Below are 17,304 nucleotides of genomic sequence, written 5' to 3' on the forward strand. Positions count from 1 at the left end.
GGAGGCTAACTAACCAGTGCCGCAAGGCGTTTCAGATCCGCGGGAGATCGCGGGTCGTGAAGGCCGCAGCGCCGCGGAAGCGCCCCTCCCTTTTAGCCCGGGCCGAGGCCCGGCACGATCTCGCCGAGGCTGAACGTCACCGGCTGTTCCAGCTGCTGGTAGGTGCACGAGCGCGGGTCGCGGTCCGGACGCCACCGATTGAACTGCGCGGTATGACGAAAACGCCGACCCTCCATGTGGTCGTAGCGGACTTCGACCACGCGCTCGGGCCGCAGCGGCACGAACGAGAGGTCCTTGCCGGCGTTCCACCGCGAGTATTCGTTCTTGCGGGGCGTTCGCTCGCCGGCCTCGTGGGCGGCCCAGTTCCACGGATGGTCCGCGAAGTCGGTGACGAGCGGCTGCAATTCGGTGAACAGCCGGCGCCGCTCGGCCATCGGGAACGCGCCGATGACGCCGACGGACGCGAGCTGGCCGTCGTCCTGGTAGAGCCCCAGCAAAAGCGACCCGATCGCGTCGGCGCCGGACTTGTGCACCCGATAGCCGGCGACCACACAGTCCGCGGTCCGTTCGTGCTTGATCTTGAACATCACCCGCTTGTCCGGCTGGTAGGTGACGTCCAGGGGCTTGGCGATCACGCCGTCGAGGCCGGCGCCCTCGAACTCGTCGAACCATCGCTGCGCGGTGCCCAGATCGGTCGTCGCGGGCGTGACATGGATCGAGCGACCCGATCCGCCCACCGCATCGACGAGGGCCGCCCGCCGCTCACTGAACGGCCGCCGGGTGTAGTCGTCGCCGCCGAGCGCCAGCAGGTCGAACGCGATGAAGGACGCGGGCGTCGCCTCGGCGAGCATTCGCACCCGCGAGTCGGCCGGGTGAATGCGTTGCTGCAGCGCCTCGAAGTCCAGGCCGTGGTCGGTGGCGATGACGATCTCCCCGTCGATCACGCAGCGCTCCGGCAGCTCGGCCCTGACCGCGGCGACCAACTCCGGAAAGTAGCGGGTCATCGGCCGCTCGTTGCGGCTGCCGAGCTCGACGTCGTCGCCGTCACGGAAACAGATCGACCTGAATCCGTCCCACTTGGGCTCGTACGACGCGTGGGGCGGGATAGCGCGAACCGACTTGGCCAGCATCGGCGACACCGGCGGCATGACAGGGAGGTCCATAGCCTGATTGTGCTGGAATCGGTGGTATGGCTGCTGCAGAAGAGGTCGACGTCGACGGTGTCGCGGTCCGCCTGACCAATCCCGACAAGGTGTATTTCCCCAAGCTGGGATCGCGGGGCACCAAGCGGCACCTGGTCGAGTACTACCGCGCCGTCGCCGGCGGCCCGATGCTCGACACGCTGCGCGACCGGCCCAGCCACCTGCAGCGGTTCCCGGACGGCATCGACGGCGAGGAGATCTATCAGAAGCGGATCCCGCAGCACCATCCGGACTACTTGGAGACGTGCCAGGTGACGTTCCCGTCGGGGCGGACCGCCGACGCGCTGAAGGTCACCCATCCCGCCGCGATCGTGTGGGCGGCGCAGATGGGCACGATCACCCTGCACCCGTGGCAGGTGCGCTGCCCCGACACCGACCACCCCGACGAGCTGCGCATCGATCTGGATCCCCAGCCCGGCGTCGCCTTCGAACAGGCGCGTACCGTCGCGGTCGACGTGTTGCGGCCGCTGCTCGACGAGCTCGGTCTGGTCGGCTACCCGAAGACATCCGGGGGTCGCGGGATCCACGTCTTCCTGCGGATCGCCACCGACTGGGATTTCGTCGAGGTGCGCCGCGCGGGCATCGCGCTGGCCCGTGAAGTGGAGCGCCGTGCGCCCGACGCCGTCACCACCGCATGGTGGAAGGAAGAACGGGGCGAGCGCATCTTCGTCGACTTCAACCAGAACGCCCGGGACCGGACCATGGCGTCGGCCTATTCGGTGCGACGCACGCCGATCGCGACGGTGTCGATGCCGCTGACTTGGGACGAATTGGCCGGTGCCGAGCCGGACGACTACACCATGGCGACCGTGCCCGAGCTGGTCGCGCGCCGGGAAGACCCTTGGGCCGCAATGGATGATGTTGCCCAGTCGATCGCGTCGCTGCTGCAAATGGCCGAGGCCGACGAAGAACGTGGATTGGGTGACATGCCGTATCCGCCGAACTATCCGAAGATGCCCGGGGAACCCAAACGCGTTCAGCCCAGCCGGGATACGGATCGCAGGAACGGGAAGAAGTAGCCCAAAACCCATTACGCGATCAGCCTGAGGGCGATGGGCTGCGCGCTCGCGATGGGCGGGTGGAAGCGATCCTCTTGTGCCCCAGGGGCTTAGATGCGGCTCCGAACCGCACGAATTCCCCTACCCGAACTGCCAGGGCTTCGGGGCCGACCGCTTCGAGCGTTGTTTCGCTGAGGTGATCAGTTTACCGCGAACCCGGGCGACGGGCAGCAAGTAATTTCGCGAAGGGCGTACGCACGGCCCGAAGGGTGCGCACGCCCTCGCGTCGCTGAGATGCCGGCCGCGTCGAGGGCTGACAAACAGCGCTCAATGCGCAGCGTTAAAGCATTGGTGTACAGTCGCTTTCGCGATCAGCCGCCGCGACGGCGTAGTCACGGCGTCGTCCGATGCGCGAGGGGATGGTATCGGCTTTCGGCCGTGCTGGGAACTGGCACCCAATGCCATCAAAGGCGCGAAAGGGTGCCTGTCATCGCGATCCTGTCGGCAGGCCTACGGCACGCAGGTCAGGCCGGGTCCACAGTCGATGGTCAGCGGCACCGTGCAACCCGAGGCCGTCAGCGCGGTGAAGGTGAGGAGAAGACCGAGGACAACCTTGTACTTCAATCCAGACATAACCACTCCCTCCTAGGAGAAATGTACGCCCGAGAAGCGTTATAGTACGTGAGTACAATGCGGAATGCCATGGGATCCAGCGAAATAGGACCGATTTACGTCAACTGATTGAAGTCCATCGCGGCGGACTCATTCTAGACCGGGAATGGCGCGTTTCCCCGTGTCAATTCCGGCCGCATGGTGCGAACGAGCAACACCTCGAATGTATTTCGCGCGGCGGGCGCGGGGCCAGAGCACGAAGAAAAGTAAGCTCCGTTGTTATGCCGGTGGCTTCTGGGGCGTGGACTGCGGCCTGCGCGCTGATGCTATGGGCGGCCGCCTGCGCCATCGCGCCCGCAGCGGCCGAGCCGCCGGCCGCCGGTCTCGGCGAGAAGATGGTCGGCTGGGACACCTACCGCCGGTTGGATCGGCTGCCCTACCTGGACGCCGAATCGCAGACCCTGCAGGTGTCGAGTTTCGATCGCAGCGGCGGCGATTTCGACATTTCGACCGGTAACCGCAACGGCACCGGCGGGTGTTTGGCGCCGGGCGGCGCGGGCTGCGTCATCGCGGAGGATCACGGTGCCGGGGAAGTTGATTCGATCTGGTTTACCCGTGACGGGGGCAATGTGCGTGCCATCGGGCACATCCGCATCGAGCTGGATGGGCAGACCGTCGTGGACACACCGCTGCAATCGCTGGTCGACGGCGAACTGGGCGCCCCGTTCGCGTGGCCGCTGGTGGCCAACGCCGCCCAGTCGCCGGGCGGGGTCTATATCAAGGTGCCGATGCCCTATCGGCGGTCGATGCGGATCAGCGTCGCGTCCCATCTGGAGTACTACCACGTCGACTATCGACAGTTCCCGAATGCCGATGGGATAACTACCTTTTCGCCTGCCGATCCCGCGCTCGATGTGCTGGACACCCTGCGCGCCGCAGGCACCGCCGACCCCAAACCGGCGACAAGCACTGCAACGCAGAGCAATCGGGTCATCGATCTGCCCGCGGGGACCGAACAAACCGTCGCCGAGGCGAGTGGCCCGGGCAGCATCTCGGCGCTGCGGCTGCGGTTGCCCGCCGCGACGGATCAACTCCTGGCCGGATTGCGCCTGCGGATCGAATTCGACGGCCGGGCCATGGTCGACGCGCCCGTGGGGGAGTTCTTCGGCGCGGGACTCGGCGCCAACCCCGTGCGATCGCTGATGTTCGCCGCCGATCCACAGCCCGACGGGTCGCTGGTCTTGCGGGATTGGTGGCCAATGCCTTTCGCGAACTCGACCAGCGTCACCCTCGTCAACACCACCGCCGCCACGGTGCCGGGGATCGCCGGCGACGTCACGACGGCGCCCGACGCGCAATGGGCGGCGGCGCTGGCCAGCGGCCGCGCCGGCTACTTCACCGCCCGCGCCCATGCCGGTCCGACCATCCAGGGCCAGGACTGGGTGTTCGCCGACGAGCAGGGCCACGGCAAATTCGTCGGGGTCAGCCACACCATACGGGGCCGGCGGACCAAAACGGCGTTCAGCGACGGCGCCCCTTACTTTCTCGAAGGCGCCGAGCGGGTCTACACCGACGGCGCCGCATCCCCGCAGTGGTACGGCACCGGCACCGAGGACCTCTACGAGGGTGGCTGGTACTTCAAAGACGGCACGCACTTCAGCGACCCGCTCAACGGCCAGCCCGACCAGCGCACGGCGACCGGCGGGTGCGCGGATTACTGCGTCGCCGTCTACCGGATCATGCTCGCCGACGCCATCGGTTATCACTCCGCGCTCCGCTTCGGCATCGAGCACGGCAAGCGCAACATGGTCCAACCCGACTACAGCTCAACGGCATTCCTCTACACACAGCCGGACGCGGTCCTCACCGGCAGCGACGACGTCCGCCCCGCCGATCCCGTCGATCGCGTCCTGCACGGCTACACCGATGCCGACGCCACCGATCAGCTGCTGGTCAGCGAATACGAGGGCACCGAGGACACCCTGCCCCTCGTCGGCTCGGTCCGCAGCACCCAGGGTGCGATCACCTTCCATGTTCAGGTTGATCCGGGCAACCACGGTGTCCTGCTGCGCCGCACGTCGGACCAGGCGACCGGCTTCCAATCGGCGGACGTCGCGGTGGACGGCGTGCCCGCGGGCACGTGGCTTCAGCCGCGCAGCAACACCTTTCACCGCTGGCTGGACGACACCTACCTGGTGCCGCAGTCGGTCACGGTGGGCAAAGCGCAGTTGACCATCACGCTGGCGCCCACGGCGGATTCGCCGCCCTGGACCGCCAGCCGCTACCACGTCGACGCCCTCACGGGCCCGGCCTAGAGCGCGGCGATCGCGGCGACGGCCTCGTCGGCGGTCACGATGGCCGAGGCGTAGTTGGGCAGATTGACCTCGAGGGCGGCGCGCATCTCGGTGTCCGAATAGTCGGCCGTGGCGTCGCGGACCACGGTGACGTCGTAGCCGAGTTCGGCGGCGAACCGCACCGTCGCCTCCACGCAGGTATGCGCGATCAAGCCCATGACGATGACCTGCTCGATGCCGTGGCGCTTGAGTTGCAGATCTAAATCGGTGTTGGCGAAACCGCTGGAACACCAGCGCTCATGAGCGACGACGTCACCGGGTTGCGGTTCGAACCCTGGATGGATCTCGCCGCCCCAGGTGCCGTATTCGAACGTCTTGCGCGACCAGGCCGCCCGCTGCACCGGCGCGATGTGCTTCCACGTTTCGTAGTCGCCCGGTCAGTAACGGCGATGCAGGGCATAAAAGAAGCCGAGGTTCGCGCCGCGCGCCGCGTCGAGCACCTGCTGCATGTGGGTGACGCAGCCATTGCCTTCGATGACGCCTTTCAGCCGGTCCCACACCTTCCCGCCCGGGGAAATGAAGTCGTTGTAGGGATCGATCACCAGGAGCCCGGTCGCCGCCTTGTCGTATGCCACGGGATCATCATCGCGCACGGCTTGGCGACCTTGACGGATTCGCGGAGATGCTGCTAGACATGGCCTGCGCCACGATTTTGGGCGATCGCCCAAAATCGACGGGTGCAGGGATGCCGGCGGCTGCCCGAAGTGAGGAAATCGATGACCGTCACCAATGACACCGACGTCTACTACGACCCCTACGACGTGGGCATCAACGCCGACCCGTATCCGACCTATGCGCGGCTGCGCGACGAAGCCCCGATCTACTACAACGAAAAGTACGACTTCTGGGCGCTGTCACGGCATTCCGACGTCGAGCGCGGATTGGCCAACTGGGAAACCTTCTCCAACAAGCGAAGCGACATCCTCGAGCTGGTCCAGTCGAAGTTCGAGATGCCCGGCGGCGTGATGATGTTCCAGGACCCCCCCGAACACACGAGGCTGCGCGGCCTGATGTCCCGCGTCTTCACGCCGCGCCGGATGGCCGCCCTCGAGGACCAGATCCGGCAGTACTGCGTTCGGTGCCTGGACCCACTCGTCGGGTCCGGGGGATTCGACATCATCGCCGAGCTGGCATCGATGATGCCGATGCGGGTGATCGGGATGCTGTTGGGAATCCCGGAATCCGAGCAGGTCTCGGTGCGAGACGCCAACGACGCCAACCTGCGCACCAAGCCCGGCGCCCCCCTGAAGGTCGCCAACGCCGACTCCATCGCCGACGGCCGGATCTACGCCGACTACGTCGAATGGCGTTCGAAGAATCCGTCCGACGACCTGATGACGACGCTGCTCAACGTCGAGTTCGACGACGACCAGGGCGTGCACCGCAAGCTGACCCGTAAAGAGGTGCTGCATTACACCCAGGTGGTCGCCGGGGCGGGTAACGAGACGACCGGCCGGCTGATCGGCTGGCTGGCCAAGGTGCTCGCCGAGCACCCGGATCAGCGCCACGAGGTGTACCGGGACCGGTCCCTGTTGACCCGCACCGTCGACGAGACGCTGCGCTTCGAACCCACCGGCCCCCACGTCGCCCGTTGGAGCGCAACCGATTTCGAGTGCTACGGCACGACGGTGCCGGCCGGCAGCGCCATGCTGCTGCTGTTCGGCGCCGCCAACCGCGACCCCCGCCGCTACACCGATCCGGACACCTACAACATCCGGCGCGACAACATCTCGCACATCACGTTCGGCAAGGGCGTGCACTACTGCCTGGGCGCCAACCTGGCCCGCCTGGAAGGCCGCGTCGCGCTCGACGAGATCCTCAACCGTTGGCCGGAATGGGACATCGACTACGACACCGCACAATTGGCGTCGACGTCCACGGTGCGCGGCTGGGAGCGGCTGCGCGTCGTGCTGCCCTAACGGGCGCTAAGAGGGCAACTCGAAACGGTCGATGAGCCGGTTGACCAGTGCGACGGCTTCGTCATGGCCCGCCGTGGTGCCGAGCGCCTGTTCCAGGATCAGCATGCGGCCGATCGCCGCGATGATGACCGCGATCCCCGCGGGCGGAAATTCGCTCCGGTCCAATCCGTGTTCGCGGACGATGAAATTCAATGCGGTGGTTTGCGTTTCGCGCCATCGCTCCGACCACGCCGCGATCTCTGCCCCGATCTCCTTGCGATGGTTGGCCAGCCCCATGAACTCCAACAGCAGCCGGGTGTCCTTCGGCTCGATGAGGGTTTGCCAGAAGGCGTGCAGTGGGCGGTCGGAGGCCAGCGCCTGCTTTTGGCGCTCCAGATAGGCGCCGGCCCCGCGCCGGAAGACGTCGAGGTACAGCTCGTCCATGGTGGGGAAGTAATAGTGGACCAGCGCTGGTTTGACGCCGGCCTCGTTCGCCACCCGCCGCGAGGTGGCCGCGGCGTAGCCGTCCTCGACCATGATCTGGATCGTCGCGTCGATCAGCATGTCGCGAGTGGTGGAGTCGCGCGCCTTCGGCCGTCGGGGGGCGGTCATGGTGTACGTCTTTCCCGCAGGGATGCGTAGCCTTTTGGGCAATCGCCCAAAAGCTTAGCCCAGGGTCGCGCCGACCATGATTAGGAACTGGCGCGACGGGGCAATGGAGGTGTCATGGCCCCCAGTTTCAGCGACGTCATCCGATCCAAGTATTTGCTGTTGACCACGTTCACCAAGGATGGCCGGCCCAAGCCGACGCCGGTCTGGGGGGCGCCCGACGGCGACGGCAAGCTGTTGGTGATCACCGACGACGGTTCGTGGAAAACCAAGCGGATCAACAACACGCCCAGGGTGACGATCGCCAAGAGCGCGGCGTTGGGCAAGCCCAAGAGCGACGAGGTCGAGGCCGTCGCCCGGGTACTGCCGAAGTCCGAGACGCGGCGCGTGTACAACGCCGTCCTCAAGCGGTACTGGTACCACGCGTGGTGGTTCTACGCGCACACGATCGTCCGCGGCGGCATCGACAAGGTGCACGTCGGCCTGGAGATCACACCCGCCTGAAAGCCCTGAACGCCCTGAACGGCTCTGAACGGCTTTGCGGCTATTCGCTTTCCGCGCGCATCGCCGCGAACGTGTCCGCCACCGTCTGCTGCGGATCGCGATAGGTGATGCCCAGTTCTCGTTCGCTCGGGGAATCGTCGGACGCCGGCATCTGGGTGTAGTACTGCATTCCCGCCGAGGTGAACGGGGTCTCGAAGGGCAGGAAGCGATTCGCCCGATCAAGCACCGCCCCGGCCACCCGCAGCGCGGTGTCCGGGATCGGGACCGCCACCATCGGCGTCCCGGCCACCTGGCCGAGCAGGGTCGCGAGGTCGGCGGCGGGCACCCGGTGGCCCCCCGCGGTGTAGCGCCGCGGCCCGCGCCCGGGTTCGAGCAACGCCGCGTGCAGGGCGGCCAGGTCGCGGACGTCGACGATCAGCCATGCCGCGCTGCGCCCCGGGATCGCATGCATCTGCACGGCCGCCCGCACGCCCTCGCCGGCCTCGCCGAACTGGTCGCCGACCGGCGGCCCGAGCACCATCCCCGGATAGGTGATGCTGACCGGCGCGCCCGCATCCTGCAGGCCGCGGGCATAGATCTCGACCTGCGCCTTGGACGTTCCGTAGCCGTCGGCCCCACCCACCACCGGCAGGTCCGCCGTCAGCGTCTCCAGGTCCGGACGGAACAGCGCGGTGAAACTCGACACGTGCACGATCGGATCCAGACCGAGCTCGACGGACTGGCCGAGCACGTTCTGGGCGCCCTGCATGTTGGTGGCGAGCATCTGCGGCGTCTGGCGCGGATCCGTGGCCACCAGGGCGGCGCTGTGCACGACGGCGTCGCATCCCTGCAACGCGTCTCGCACCGCGACGCGGTCGGTGATGTCGGCGACGGCGAAGTCCGAGGTGTCCACACCCAGCTTCGCGACGGTGGTCTGCAGCTTCGCCGGGTTGCGGACCAGGAACCGCACCGAGTGTCCCGCGTCGAAAACGGCCTTGGCGGTCCACCCGCCGACAAAGCCCGTACCGCCCGTGATGAGGACCCGCATGCCGGCCTACAGGCGGCCGGCGACGAAATCGGCGGCCTGGCTGGTCATGCCGTTTCCCGGGTAGGAGGTGTGGGCGGCCAGGCCCCCGTCGCCGCCGCTGGCACAGACCGGATCGCCCGGTGCGCACAGTTGGATCGTCTTGGGCGCATACAGCGGCCCGATGGTGAGCGGCGGCGCGTTGTACTTCTGCAGGAACTGCCCCGTCGGCGTGCCGAACAGCGTGACGGCGGCGACGTGTTGCGCGATGGCCGGCGGCATCGGAGGCGGCACCTTGTCAGCGGGAACGCCCGGCGGCACGGTGGCCGAGGTGGTGTAGCCCGCCACCGCGGCGCCCTGCGAGTAGCCGCCGAGCACCTCGCGGGTGTTTGGGCAACTCGCCACCATGGACTCGATGTGCGAACTGGCGTCGCGGATTCCGTCGATGACGGTCCCCGGGAACGCGGGATTGTCGAAGTCGGTGCTGGCGGGGTAGTTCACCGCATACACCGTCAGCGACTTGGCGCCGATCTCCGAGCGCAGCGCGTCCACGAACGGCCGGCCGATGCCGCCGATGCCGGGCGGCTCGCCGGATCCCCGGGCGAACACCACCTCGACGTCGGGACACGGTTCGGCCGTCGCCGAGGGCGCGCTCGCGACCGGTGAGCCGAATACGGCTGCCGCTGCCAACAAGGGCAGCGGCAGGCGGCGCATCGACCGGACGGCCAACACATTCCGGATTGTCATTACTTTTTGAACGCGTCCTTCACCTTTTCGCCGGCGTCTTTCAACGCGGACTTCGCTTGATCGGCCCGTCCTTCGTCCCGGGTTTGGGCATCGCCCGTGGCTTTGCCGAGGGCTTCCTTGGCGCGGCCGCCGAGGTCCTCGATCTTATTCTTCAACTTGTCTTCGGCGCTCATGGCGTGCTGGCTACCCGGGAGCAGCAGATATCGAAACACCGGCCCTGTCATCATGGACGCTGTGAGCACCGCGATCGTGGTGGCAGTAGTGGCGGGCCTGATGTTGCTGGGCATCGGCATCGTGGTCAATCAGCTGCTGCGGCTACGCCGCTATCTGAGGGAAGCGCCGCCCGATCAAATCCCCGGCGAGAATCCCGAGCCCCCGCGACAACCCGACTGATAGCTTCATTCGGATGACCGCTCCAGACGTCGCGGCGCAGTGACACCGTCGACCCTGCTGATCACCGGCGATGGTTTGCCACGCGGTGTGTCCGGCGCCGCCGACCCGCGCTTCGCCAACGTCGTCAAGCTGTTCTCCCAGCTGTTCCCCGGCCGCCGGTTCGGCGGGGGAGCCCTGAGCGTCTATGTCGACGGCGTGTCCGTCGTGGACGTCTGGACCGGGTGGTCGGACCGGGCCGGCACCCAGCGCTGGACCGCCGACACCGGCGCGATGGTGTTCTCGGCTACCAAGGGCATCGCGTCGACGGTGATACACCGGCTCGCCGACCGCGGCCTGCTGTCCTACGACGCGCCCGTCGCGCAATACTGGCCCGAATTCGGCGCCAACGGGAAGGCCGAGATCACGGTCCGCGACGTCTTGCGGCACCGATCCGGGTTGTCGCACCTGCGGGGCGTCACCAAAACCGAGTTGATGGACCACCTCCTGATGGAGGAGCGGCTGGCGGCCGCGCCCGTCGATCATCTGCGCGGTGTGCAGGCCTACCACGCGCTCACCTACGGGTGGCTGTTGTCGGGTCTGGCCCGGGCGGTGACCGGTAAAGGGATGCGCGAGCTGATCCGCCAGGAGTCGCCCGTCCGCTGGACACCGACGGGCTGCACCTGGGCCGCCCCCCGCAAGGTTCACCGACGACGGCCGCCGAAATCCTGATACCGCAGGGGCGGCTGCCTGCCCCGGTGTTCAACTTCATCGCGCCGCGACTGGCCGGCCTGCCCTTCTCCGGCGCGCTCGGCGCGATGTACTTCCCGGGCGTCATCTCGCTGATCAAGGGAGACACCCCGTTCCTGGACGGCGAGGTCCCCGCCGCCAATGGCGTGGTGACCGGGCGGGGACTGGCCAAGATGTTCGCCGCGCTGGCCAACGACGGCCGCATCGACGGCAAGAAGTTCCTGTCCGACGAGCTGGCACGGGGGCTCGCCGGGCAGGCGCGGCGGAAGTGGCCCGACGCGAACATGGTGGTGCCCATGCCTTTTCACCTCGGCTACCACGAGTCGCCGGTTCCCGGCCTGCTCCGCGGCTTCGGCCACGTCGGGCTGGGCGGAACGCTCGGCTGGGCCGACCCCGAGACCCGCAGCTCCTTCGGCTTCGTGCACAACCGGCTGCTGACGCCGCTGCTGTTCGACATGGGATCCTTTGCGGGCCTTGCGCGTCCGCTGCGCAACGCCATCGAGGCGGTCCGCGATCAGGAGCCGCTCGCGGTGCCGCCGCTGGGCGCGCGCTACGCCAAACCCGCCCGGCGGCGCAGCGCGGCGCTATGACCCGATGTGCGCGTTGCCGCGGGGCAGCGTAAGCGGGAGGTCGGCGTAGGTGGCGATGCCGGGTGCCGCGGCGACGACGGCGGGGATCGCGTTGATGGCCGGCATCGCGGTCATGATGTGGCCGAGGTCCATGAACTCTTCGATGGTGGTGGCTTCGAAATAGGGCGGCGGCAGGAAACCCACCTTGGTGGTCACCGTGGGCTGCCCGTCGATCTGGATGACCCAGCCGTCCTGCTCGATCTTCCAGTCCGGCTCGAGCGTCTGCCCCTTGCGCCACCGCACGTTCAGGTCGATCAGGGTCTGTCCGTTGACGATTCCCTGCCAGCTGATGTAGGTGCCCGCGACGTGTCCCGCGGGGATGGTCCAGGACGCCATCACGAGGTCCTCGGTGGTCTGGGCGAACTCGGCGACGCAGCGCACCTCGTCGAGCTCGACGCCGAGGGCGTCGCCCACCAGCCGGACGGCCTCGCCGAAGATGGCCGTCCCCTTCGCCGCCATCGCCGGCAGGTCCGGATGGTCGATCGGCTGGCCGAAGCCCACCGGCTTCTCTGTCTCGGGCGAGTCATAGAACGTGGTGTCGGCGGCCTCGTTGACCGTGACCTTGTCGATCCGGTTGCACACCATCGCCGACACGATGGCCAGCAGCTCGGCGAAACCCGGGCTGACGCCGGACCCGAAGATCGTGGAGCCGCCCTTCTGGCAGGCCTCCGCGATGCGCTCGCGGTCGTCGCCGAGGTTCCCGCCGGTGATGAACGACGCGGTGGTCACCACGTTGACGCCCGCGGACAGGATGCGGACCAGCTCGTCGGCGTCGAACCACATCGGGTTGTAGACCACGCAATCCGGCTTGAGGGCCAGGAGCTCGTCGACGTCGTTGGTGGCCGCGACGCCCACCGGCGCGATCCCGACGAGCTCACCGGCGTCGCGCCCGACCTTGTCCTTCGACCAGGCGAAGCACCCGACCAATTCCAGCGTGGGGTTGGTGACGATCGACTTCAGCGAGCTCTTGCCGACGTTGCCGGTGTTCCACTGAACCACTCGATAGTTGTTTGGCACTCGCTCAGCATAGGGAATCGCGGGGGTTCTTAGTAGGCCTAATAGGAAGATTCGGAGCCGACGCTTCCGCGGGAGGGTGGGGTCGACCGAGGCCGCTAGTCCTCGTCGGCGGTTTGGTCGACGGTGTCGTCGACCGCGGTGCCGGCCCGAGTGCGCCTGCGCCGCATCCGGTGCGACCCCTTGCCCGTCGGGCGGCGGTTCTGCAACTTGGTCCGCGGCTCTTCGCTCTCCTCGGTCGCGTCGGCTACCGGCGCTACCTCGGTCTCGGCGGGCTCGTCGGGGGCTGCTTCGGCTGCTGCTTCGGTGGCCGCGTCCGTCTCGTCCGGCTCGCTCGCTTCGGTCTCTGTGGCCGCGTCGGCCTCTTCGGCTTCGCCTGCTTCGTCGGCGCTGTCGGCCTCTTCGGCGGCGACGTCGCTGTCGGCCTCGTCGGCCTCCTGGCCCTTCTTGCGGCGGAGGCCCCCCTTCTTGGCCTTCTTGGGCTTTTTCGCCTTGACCGGTTTCGGCGGCGGCGGCGGCAACTCGGCGACAAAGGAGAGATAGAAGGCAAAGAATCCGAGCAACGCGATCGCGGCGGCCGCCCCGTAAATCCCGAACAACCACCGTCCGGCGACGTCCAGGCTCAGCCAGATCTCGCTGATCGCCGTCCCGATGATGAGCACACCGGCCAGCACGTGGGCCACGATCGAGGCGACCCGGATGGACAGCGCCATCTGCGGGGTGCCCAATTCCGGCTTGCGGGTGCGCAGCAGGGTGAACACCACCGGCAGCGCCGCGAGCGCGACAAGCGCGCCCGTCACGATGCGCAGCGCCGTCCCCAACGAATGCGCGGTGTCACCCATCAACTCAGGCCAGCGGGGCAACACGAAGAAGAAGTAGAGGAAGCCGGCGGCGATCGTGAATGACGCGTGCCACAGGATGGCGACCTTGCGCCCCATAAGCCTCCTCATGCTGGGTCGGTTCGAGCCGGCCTGAGGGCGACCGACCCGACACCAAACCGCTTTGTGCGTGTCCGCGGGGCGGACCGATGGCGGAGGATGCGGGATTTGAACCCGCGAGGGCTGTTAACCCAACCCGCGTTCCAGGCGAGCGCCATAGGCCACTAGGCGAATCCTCCGTGGCCATGGTAACCGAGGGCCAGACCGCGTTCGCCGGTTGCTCCGGGGAAGGTACTAGACTCTCGGTGGACCCCGCGCGGCGTCTATCCTGTGAACTCCCCCAGGGCCGGAAGGCAGCAAGGGTCAATGGGCTCTGTCGGGTGCGCGGGGTCCCCTAGGTTAAACGGGTGCCGACCCGCTGCGCCCGGCTCCGCCGCGCTTGCGATCGCCACAGGATTCGATTGAGTGGCGACCCGCTGCGCCCGGCTGGCCGCGCTTGCGATCGCCACCTCCCACGCCTTGATAGCGAAAGGGTCCATGGTGTCGCTGGAGTCCCTCGGCCCTGCCGAGCTTGCCGCCGCACACGCTCGCCACCAGCAGGATTACGCGGATTTGCAGGCCAAAAAGCTGGCCCTGGACCTGACCCGCGGCAAGCCGGCGCCCGCCCAGCTCGACCTGTCCAACCAGCTGCTGAGCCTGCCCGGCGACGACTACCGCGACGGCGAGGGCACCGACACCCGCAACTACGGCGGCCTGCACGGCCTGCCGGAGCTGCGAGCCATCTTCGGTGAGCTGCTCGGCATCCCGGTGCAGAACCTGATCGCGGGAAACAACTCCAGCCTGGAACTGATGCACGACCTCGTCGCGTTCTCGATGCTCTACGGCGGCGTGGATTCGCAGCGGCCCTGGAAGGACGAGGCCAGCGTCAAGTTCCTATGCCCCGTCCCCGGCTATGACCGGCACTTCGCCATCACCGAGACGATGGGGATCGAGATGATCGGTGTCCCAATGCTGTCCGACGGGCCGGACGTCGACCTGATCGAGGAGCTGGTCGCCGCGGACCCCGCCATCAAGGGCATGTGGACCGTGCCGGTGTTCGGCAACCCCACCGGGGTCACCTACTCCTGGGACACGGTGCTGCGGCTCGTCCAGATGCGGACCGCCGCACCCGATTTCCGGTTGTTCTGGGACAACGCGTACGCCGTGCACACCCTGACCCACGACTTCGTCCGGCAGGTCGACGTCCTCGGCCTGGCGGCGGCGGCCGGCAATCCCAACCGCCCGTACGTTCTCGCGTCGACGTCCAAGATCACCTTCGCCGGCGCCGGCGTCAGCTTTTTGGGCGGATCGCTGGGCAACATCGCCTGGTATCTGCAGTACGCGGGGAAGAAGTCGATCGGACCGGACAAGATCAACCAGCTGCGGCACCTGCGCTTCTTCCGCGACGCCGACGGGGTGCGCCTGCACATGCTGCGGCACCAGCAGATCCTGGCGCCGAAGTTCGCGCTGGCGGCCGAGATCCTGGATCAGCGGCTCAGCGATTCCAAGATCGCCTCGTGGACCGACCCCAAGGGCGGCTACTTCATCAGCCTCGACGTCTTGCCCGGCACGGCGAAGCGGACCGTCGCGCTGGCCAAGGACGCGGGGATCGCGGTGACCGAGGCGGGCGCGTCGTTCCCGTACCGCAAGGATCCGAACGACACGAACATCCGGATCGCGCCGACCTTCCCGTCGCTTCCGGATCTGCGCGACGCGGTCGACGGCCTGGCCACCTGCGCGCTGCTGGCCGCCTCGGAGTCGTTGCTGGCCCGCGATCGAGTGTGAACCGACGACCCTGCCGCGCCCGCATCGTCGTCGGACGACGCCGGTAGCCTGCTGACCGTGGCCCTCTACCGCAAGTACCGTCCGGCAACCTTCGCCGAAGTGGTGGGGCAGGAGCACGTCACCGAGCCGCTGTCGATCGCGCTGGAGGCCGGCCGGATCAACCACGCGTACCTGTTCTCGGGTCCGCGCGGCTGCGGCAAGACCTCCTCGGCGCGGATCCTCGCCCGGTCGCTGAACTGCGCCCAGGGGCCGACGGCGACCCCCTGCGGGGTCTGCGACTCGTGCCAGGCCCTGGCGCCCAACGCGCCCGGCAGCATCGACGTCGTCGAGCTCGACGCCGCCAGCCACGGCGGTGTCGACGACACCCGCGAGCTACGCGACCGCGCGTTCTACGCGCCGGCGCAGTCGCGTTACCGGGTGTTCATCGTCGACGAGGCGCACATGGTGACCACCGCGGGGTTCAACGCGCTGCTCAAGATCGTGGAGGAACCCCCCGAGCACCTCATCTTCATCTTCGCCACCACCGAGCCGGAGAAGGTGCTGCCGACGATCCGGTCGCGCACCCATCACTACCCGTTCCGGCTGTTGCCGCCGAAGACCATGCGGGCGTTGATCGGCCGGATCTGCGAGCAGGAGGGCGTCGTCGTCGACGACGCGGTCTACCCGCTGGTGATCCGCGCCGGCGGCGGCTCGCCCCGCGACACCCTGTCGGTGCTCGACCAGCTGGTGGCCGGCGCCGAGGGCGCCCACGTGACCTACCAGCGGGCCCTGGGCCTGCTGGGGGCCACCGACATGGCGTTGATCGACGACGCCGTGGACGCTCTGGCCGCCGCCGATGCCGCGGCGCTGTTCGGGGCGGTGGAGTCGGTGATCGACGCGGGCCACGACCCCCGGCGTTTCGCCACCGATCTGCTGGAGCGGTTCCGCGACCTGATCCTGCTGCAGGCCGTCCCGGACGCGGCGGCCCGCGGCGTGGTGGACGGACCGGAGGACGTGCTGGAGCGGATGCGCGACCAGTCGACCCGGCTCGGGACGGCGACCCTGACCCGCTACGCCGAGGTGGTGCAGGCGGGGCTGGGGGAGATGCGGGGCGCGACGGCGCCGCGCCTGTTGCTCGAGGTCGTGTGCGCGCGGCTGCTGTTGCCCTCGGCCAGCGACACCGAAGCCGCGCTGCTGCAACGCGTCGAGCGGATCGAGACCCGGCTGGACATGTCCATTCCCGGCTCGGAGGCCACCGCGGGCCGGCCGGCCGAGCCCGCCGACCGGCCGGTCCGCTTCACCCGACCGTCCGCGGCTGCCCCCAAGCCCGAGCCGAAGCCCGAACCAAAGCCCGAGCCGAAGCCCGAGCCAAAGCCCGAGCCGAAGGCCGAGCCCGCGCCGGCACCCGAGCCTCCTCCGGCGCCCGCCCCCGCCCCCTCGCCGGCGGCCGAAACATCCTCTGCGCCCGGCGAACTCAACGCCGCAGCGGTGCGCAGCATGTGGTCGACCGTGCGCGACAAGGTCCGTCAGCGCAGCCGCACCACCGAGGTGATGCTGGCCGGCGCCACCGTCCGGGCGATCGAGGACAACACGTTGGTGCTGAGCCACGAATCGGCGCCGCTGGCCAAGCGGCTGTGCGAACAGCGCAACGCCGACGTCATCGCCGAGGCGCTCAAGGACGCGCTGGGAGTCAACTGGCGAGTGCGGTGCGAGGCCGGCACGCCGGCGCAGGCCGCGGCCAACCCGCTGACACCGCAGCCCGAAGAGCCTGCCCCCGAACCGGATTCGGCCCGGCGGGCCGAGGAAGAACACCTGCTCGCCGAGGCCGTCCGCGACCAGCCGTCGGGCCCGCGCCGCGACCCGGAAGAGGTCGCGCTCGAACTGCTCCAGAACGAGCTCGGCGCGCGCCGCATCGACAACGGCTGAGCGTCAGA

General features: G+C 68.2%; 17 protein-coding genes, 1 tRNA gene, 1 other RNA gene and 1 pseudogene. 9 read left to right on the plus strand and 11 right to left on the minus strand.

All coding sequences use genetic code 11. The annotated features are described in order from the left end of the window. Window positions 1-92 precede the first annotated feature (92 nt). Complete coding sequence (locus K883_RS10640) at window positions 93-1,163, minus strand: ATP-dependent DNA ligase (protein WP_036454433.1); 1,071 nt, start codon at window positions 1,161-1,163, stop codon at window positions 93-95. Window positions 1,164-1,189: 26 nt separating this feature from the next. On the opposite strand from K883_RS10640, the gene ligD reads away from it, so the two are divergent. Next, window positions 1,190-2,221: a non-homologous end-joining DNA ligase gene (ligD, locus tag K883_RS10645; protein WP_008263204.1), complete on the plus strand. Its 1,032-nt coding sequence runs from the start codon at window positions 1,190-1,192 to the stop codon at window positions 2,219-2,221. Window positions 2,222-2,710: 489 nt separating this feature from the next. On the opposite strand, the gene K883_RS28210 is transcribed toward ligD, so the two are convergent. Beyond that, the gene (locus tag K883_RS28210; RefSeq protein WP_014941157.1) at window positions 2,711-2,833 is read right to left on the minus strand and encodes a hypothetical protein; all 123 of its coding nucleotides are present in this window, start codon (window positions 2,831-2,833) and stop codon (window positions 2,711-2,713) included. Between the two features lie 260 nt (window positions 2,834-3,093). On the opposite strand from K883_RS28210, the gene K883_RS10650 reads away from it, so the two are divergent. Beyond that, entirely contained in the window at window positions 3,094-5,127 is a 2,034-nt protein-coding gene (locus K883_RS10650) for a glycoside hydrolase family 172 protein (RefSeq protein ID WP_369798880.1), read from the plus strand. Here K883_RS10650 and K883_RS28215 read toward each other — a convergent pair. Together K883_RS28215 and K883_RS28220 are read right to left on the minus strand one after the other, a co-directional pair. Further along, the gene (locus tag K883_RS28215) at window positions 5,124-5,507 is read right to left on the minus strand and encodes a cysteine hydrolase family protein (protein WP_020821405.1); all 384 of its coding nucleotides are present in this window, start codon (window positions 5,505-5,507) and stop codon (window positions 5,124-5,126) included. The two genes, K883_RS10650 and K883_RS28215, sit on opposite strands and share 4 nt — an antisense overlap. Before the next feature lie 36 nt (window positions 5,508-5,543). Continuing rightward, on the minus strand, window positions 5,544-5,759 hold the full coding sequence (locus K883_RS28220) for a cysteine hydrolase family protein (RefSeq protein ID WP_020821406.1): 216 nt from the start codon (window positions 5,757-5,759) through the stop codon (window positions 5,544-5,546). A 123-nt stretch (window positions 5,760-5,882) separates the two neighbouring features. On the opposite strand from K883_RS28220, the gene K883_RS10660 reads away from it, so the two are divergent. Then, window positions 5,883-7,085 carry a cytochrome P450 gene (locus K883_RS10660; protein WP_036455411.1) on the plus strand — a complete coding sequence of 401 codons (1,203 nt, stop codon included), beginning with the start codon at window positions 5,883-5,885 and terminating at the stop codon, window positions 7,083-7,085. Between the two features lie 6 nt (window positions 7,086-7,091). Here the strand turns inward: K883_RS10660 and K883_RS10665 are convergent, their stop codons facing one another. Beyond that, entirely contained in the window at window positions 7,092-7,676 is a 585-nt protein-coding gene (locus K883_RS10665) for a TetR/AcrR family transcriptional regulator (RefSeq protein ID WP_036454437.1), read from the minus strand. 114 nt (window positions 7,677-7,790) lie between these two features. Between K883_RS10665 and K883_RS10670 the strand changes: the two genes are divergently transcribed. Next, window positions 7,791-8,177 (plus strand): PPOX class F420-dependent oxidoreductase, encoded by a 387-nt coding sequence (locus K883_RS10670; protein WP_008263216.1) that lies wholly within the window; start codon window positions 7,791-7,793, stop codon window positions 8,175-8,177. A 40-nt stretch (window positions 8,178-8,217) separates the two neighbouring features. Here K883_RS10670 and K883_RS10675 read toward each other — a convergent pair whose 3' ends face one another. The 3 genes from K883_RS10675 to K883_RS10685 are packed head-to-tail and all read right to left on the minus strand — an operon-like array spanning window position 8,218 to window position 10,100. Beyond that, on the minus strand, window positions 8,218-9,204 hold the full coding sequence (locus tag K883_RS10675) for an SDR family NAD(P)-dependent oxidoreductase (protein ID WP_020821409.1): 987 nt from the start codon (window positions 9,202-9,204) through the stop codon (window positions 8,218-8,220). 6 nt (window positions 9,205-9,210) lie between these two features. Then, window positions 9,211-9,927, minus strand: a complete 717-nt coding sequence (locus K883_RS10680; RefSeq protein WP_008263220.1) for a cutinase family protein — start codon at window positions 9,925-9,927, stop codon at window positions 9,211-9,213. Continuing rightward, window positions 9,927-10,100: a CsbD family protein gene (locus K883_RS10685; protein WP_008263222.1), complete on the minus strand. Its 174-nt coding sequence runs from the start codon at window positions 10,098-10,100 to the stop codon at window positions 9,927-9,929. Before K883_RS10685 ends, K883_RS10680 begins: the two co-directional genes overlap by 1 nt. A gap of 61 nt (window positions 10,101-10,161) precedes the next feature. Between K883_RS10685 and K883_RS27890 the strand changes: the two genes are divergently transcribed. Continuing rightward, window positions 10,162-10,320 carry a hypothetical protein gene (locus tag K883_RS27890; protein ID WP_162494281.1) on the plus strand — a complete coding sequence of 53 codons (159 nt, stop codon included), beginning with the start codon at window positions 10,162-10,164 and terminating at the stop codon, window positions 10,318-10,320. A 39-nt stretch (window positions 10,321-10,359) separates the two neighbouring features. Then, window positions 10,360-11,636: pseudogene (locus tag K883_RS10690) on the plus strand (serine hydrolase domain-containing protein). Here K883_RS10690 and K883_RS10695 read toward each other — a convergent pair. From K883_RS10695 to K883_RS10705, 3 genes are all read right to left on the minus strand, one after another. Next, a complete protein-coding gene (locus tag K883_RS10695; RefSeq protein WP_036454439.1) occupies window positions 11,631-12,692 on the minus strand; it encodes an NAD(P)H-dependent amine dehydrogenase family protein in 1,062 nt (353 codons plus the stop codon). The pseudogene K883_RS10690 and the gene K883_RS10695 sit on opposite strands and share 6 nt — an antisense overlap. Window positions 12,693-12,787: 95 nt before the next feature. Further along, on the minus strand, window positions 12,788-13,627 hold the full coding sequence (locus K883_RS10700) for a hypothetical protein (protein ID WP_036454441.1): 840 nt from the start codon (window positions 13,625-13,627) through the stop codon (window positions 12,788-12,790). 90 nt (window positions 13,628-13,717) lie between these two features. After that, window positions 13,718-13,806, minus strand: a tRNA-Ser gene (locus K883_RS10705). A 65-nt stretch (window positions 13,807-13,871) separates the two neighbouring features. Here K883_RS10705 and ffs point away from each other — a divergent pair. The 3 genes from ffs (at window position 13,872) to K883_RS10715 (ending at window position 17,296) form a co-directional block, all read left to right on the plus strand. Next, window positions 13,872-13,966: signal recognition particle sRNA small type (gene ffs, locus K883_RS26710), an RNA gene on the plus strand. 141 nt (window positions 13,967-14,107) lie between these two features. Next, the gene (locus K883_RS10710) at window positions 14,108-15,391 is read left to right on the plus strand and encodes an aspartate aminotransferase type Ic (protein WP_029383892.1); all 1,284 of its coding nucleotides are present in this window, start codon (window positions 14,108-14,110) and stop codon (window positions 15,389-15,391) included. A 57-nt stretch (window positions 15,392-15,448) separates the two neighbouring features. Then, window positions 15,449-17,296, plus strand: coding sequence for a DNA polymerase III subunits gamma/tau (locus K883_RS10715; RefSeq protein ID WP_008263232.1), 1,848 nt, complete (start codon window positions 15,449-15,451; stop codon window positions 17,294-17,296). The last annotated feature ends 8 nt before the right edge of the window (window positions 17,297-17,304 follow it).

This window comes from Mycobacterium sp. TKK-01-0059 (assembly GCF_000709305.1).
Lineage (GTDB): Bacteria > Actinomycetota > Actinomycetes > Mycobacteriales > Mycobacteriaceae > Mycobacterium > Mycobacterium intracellulare.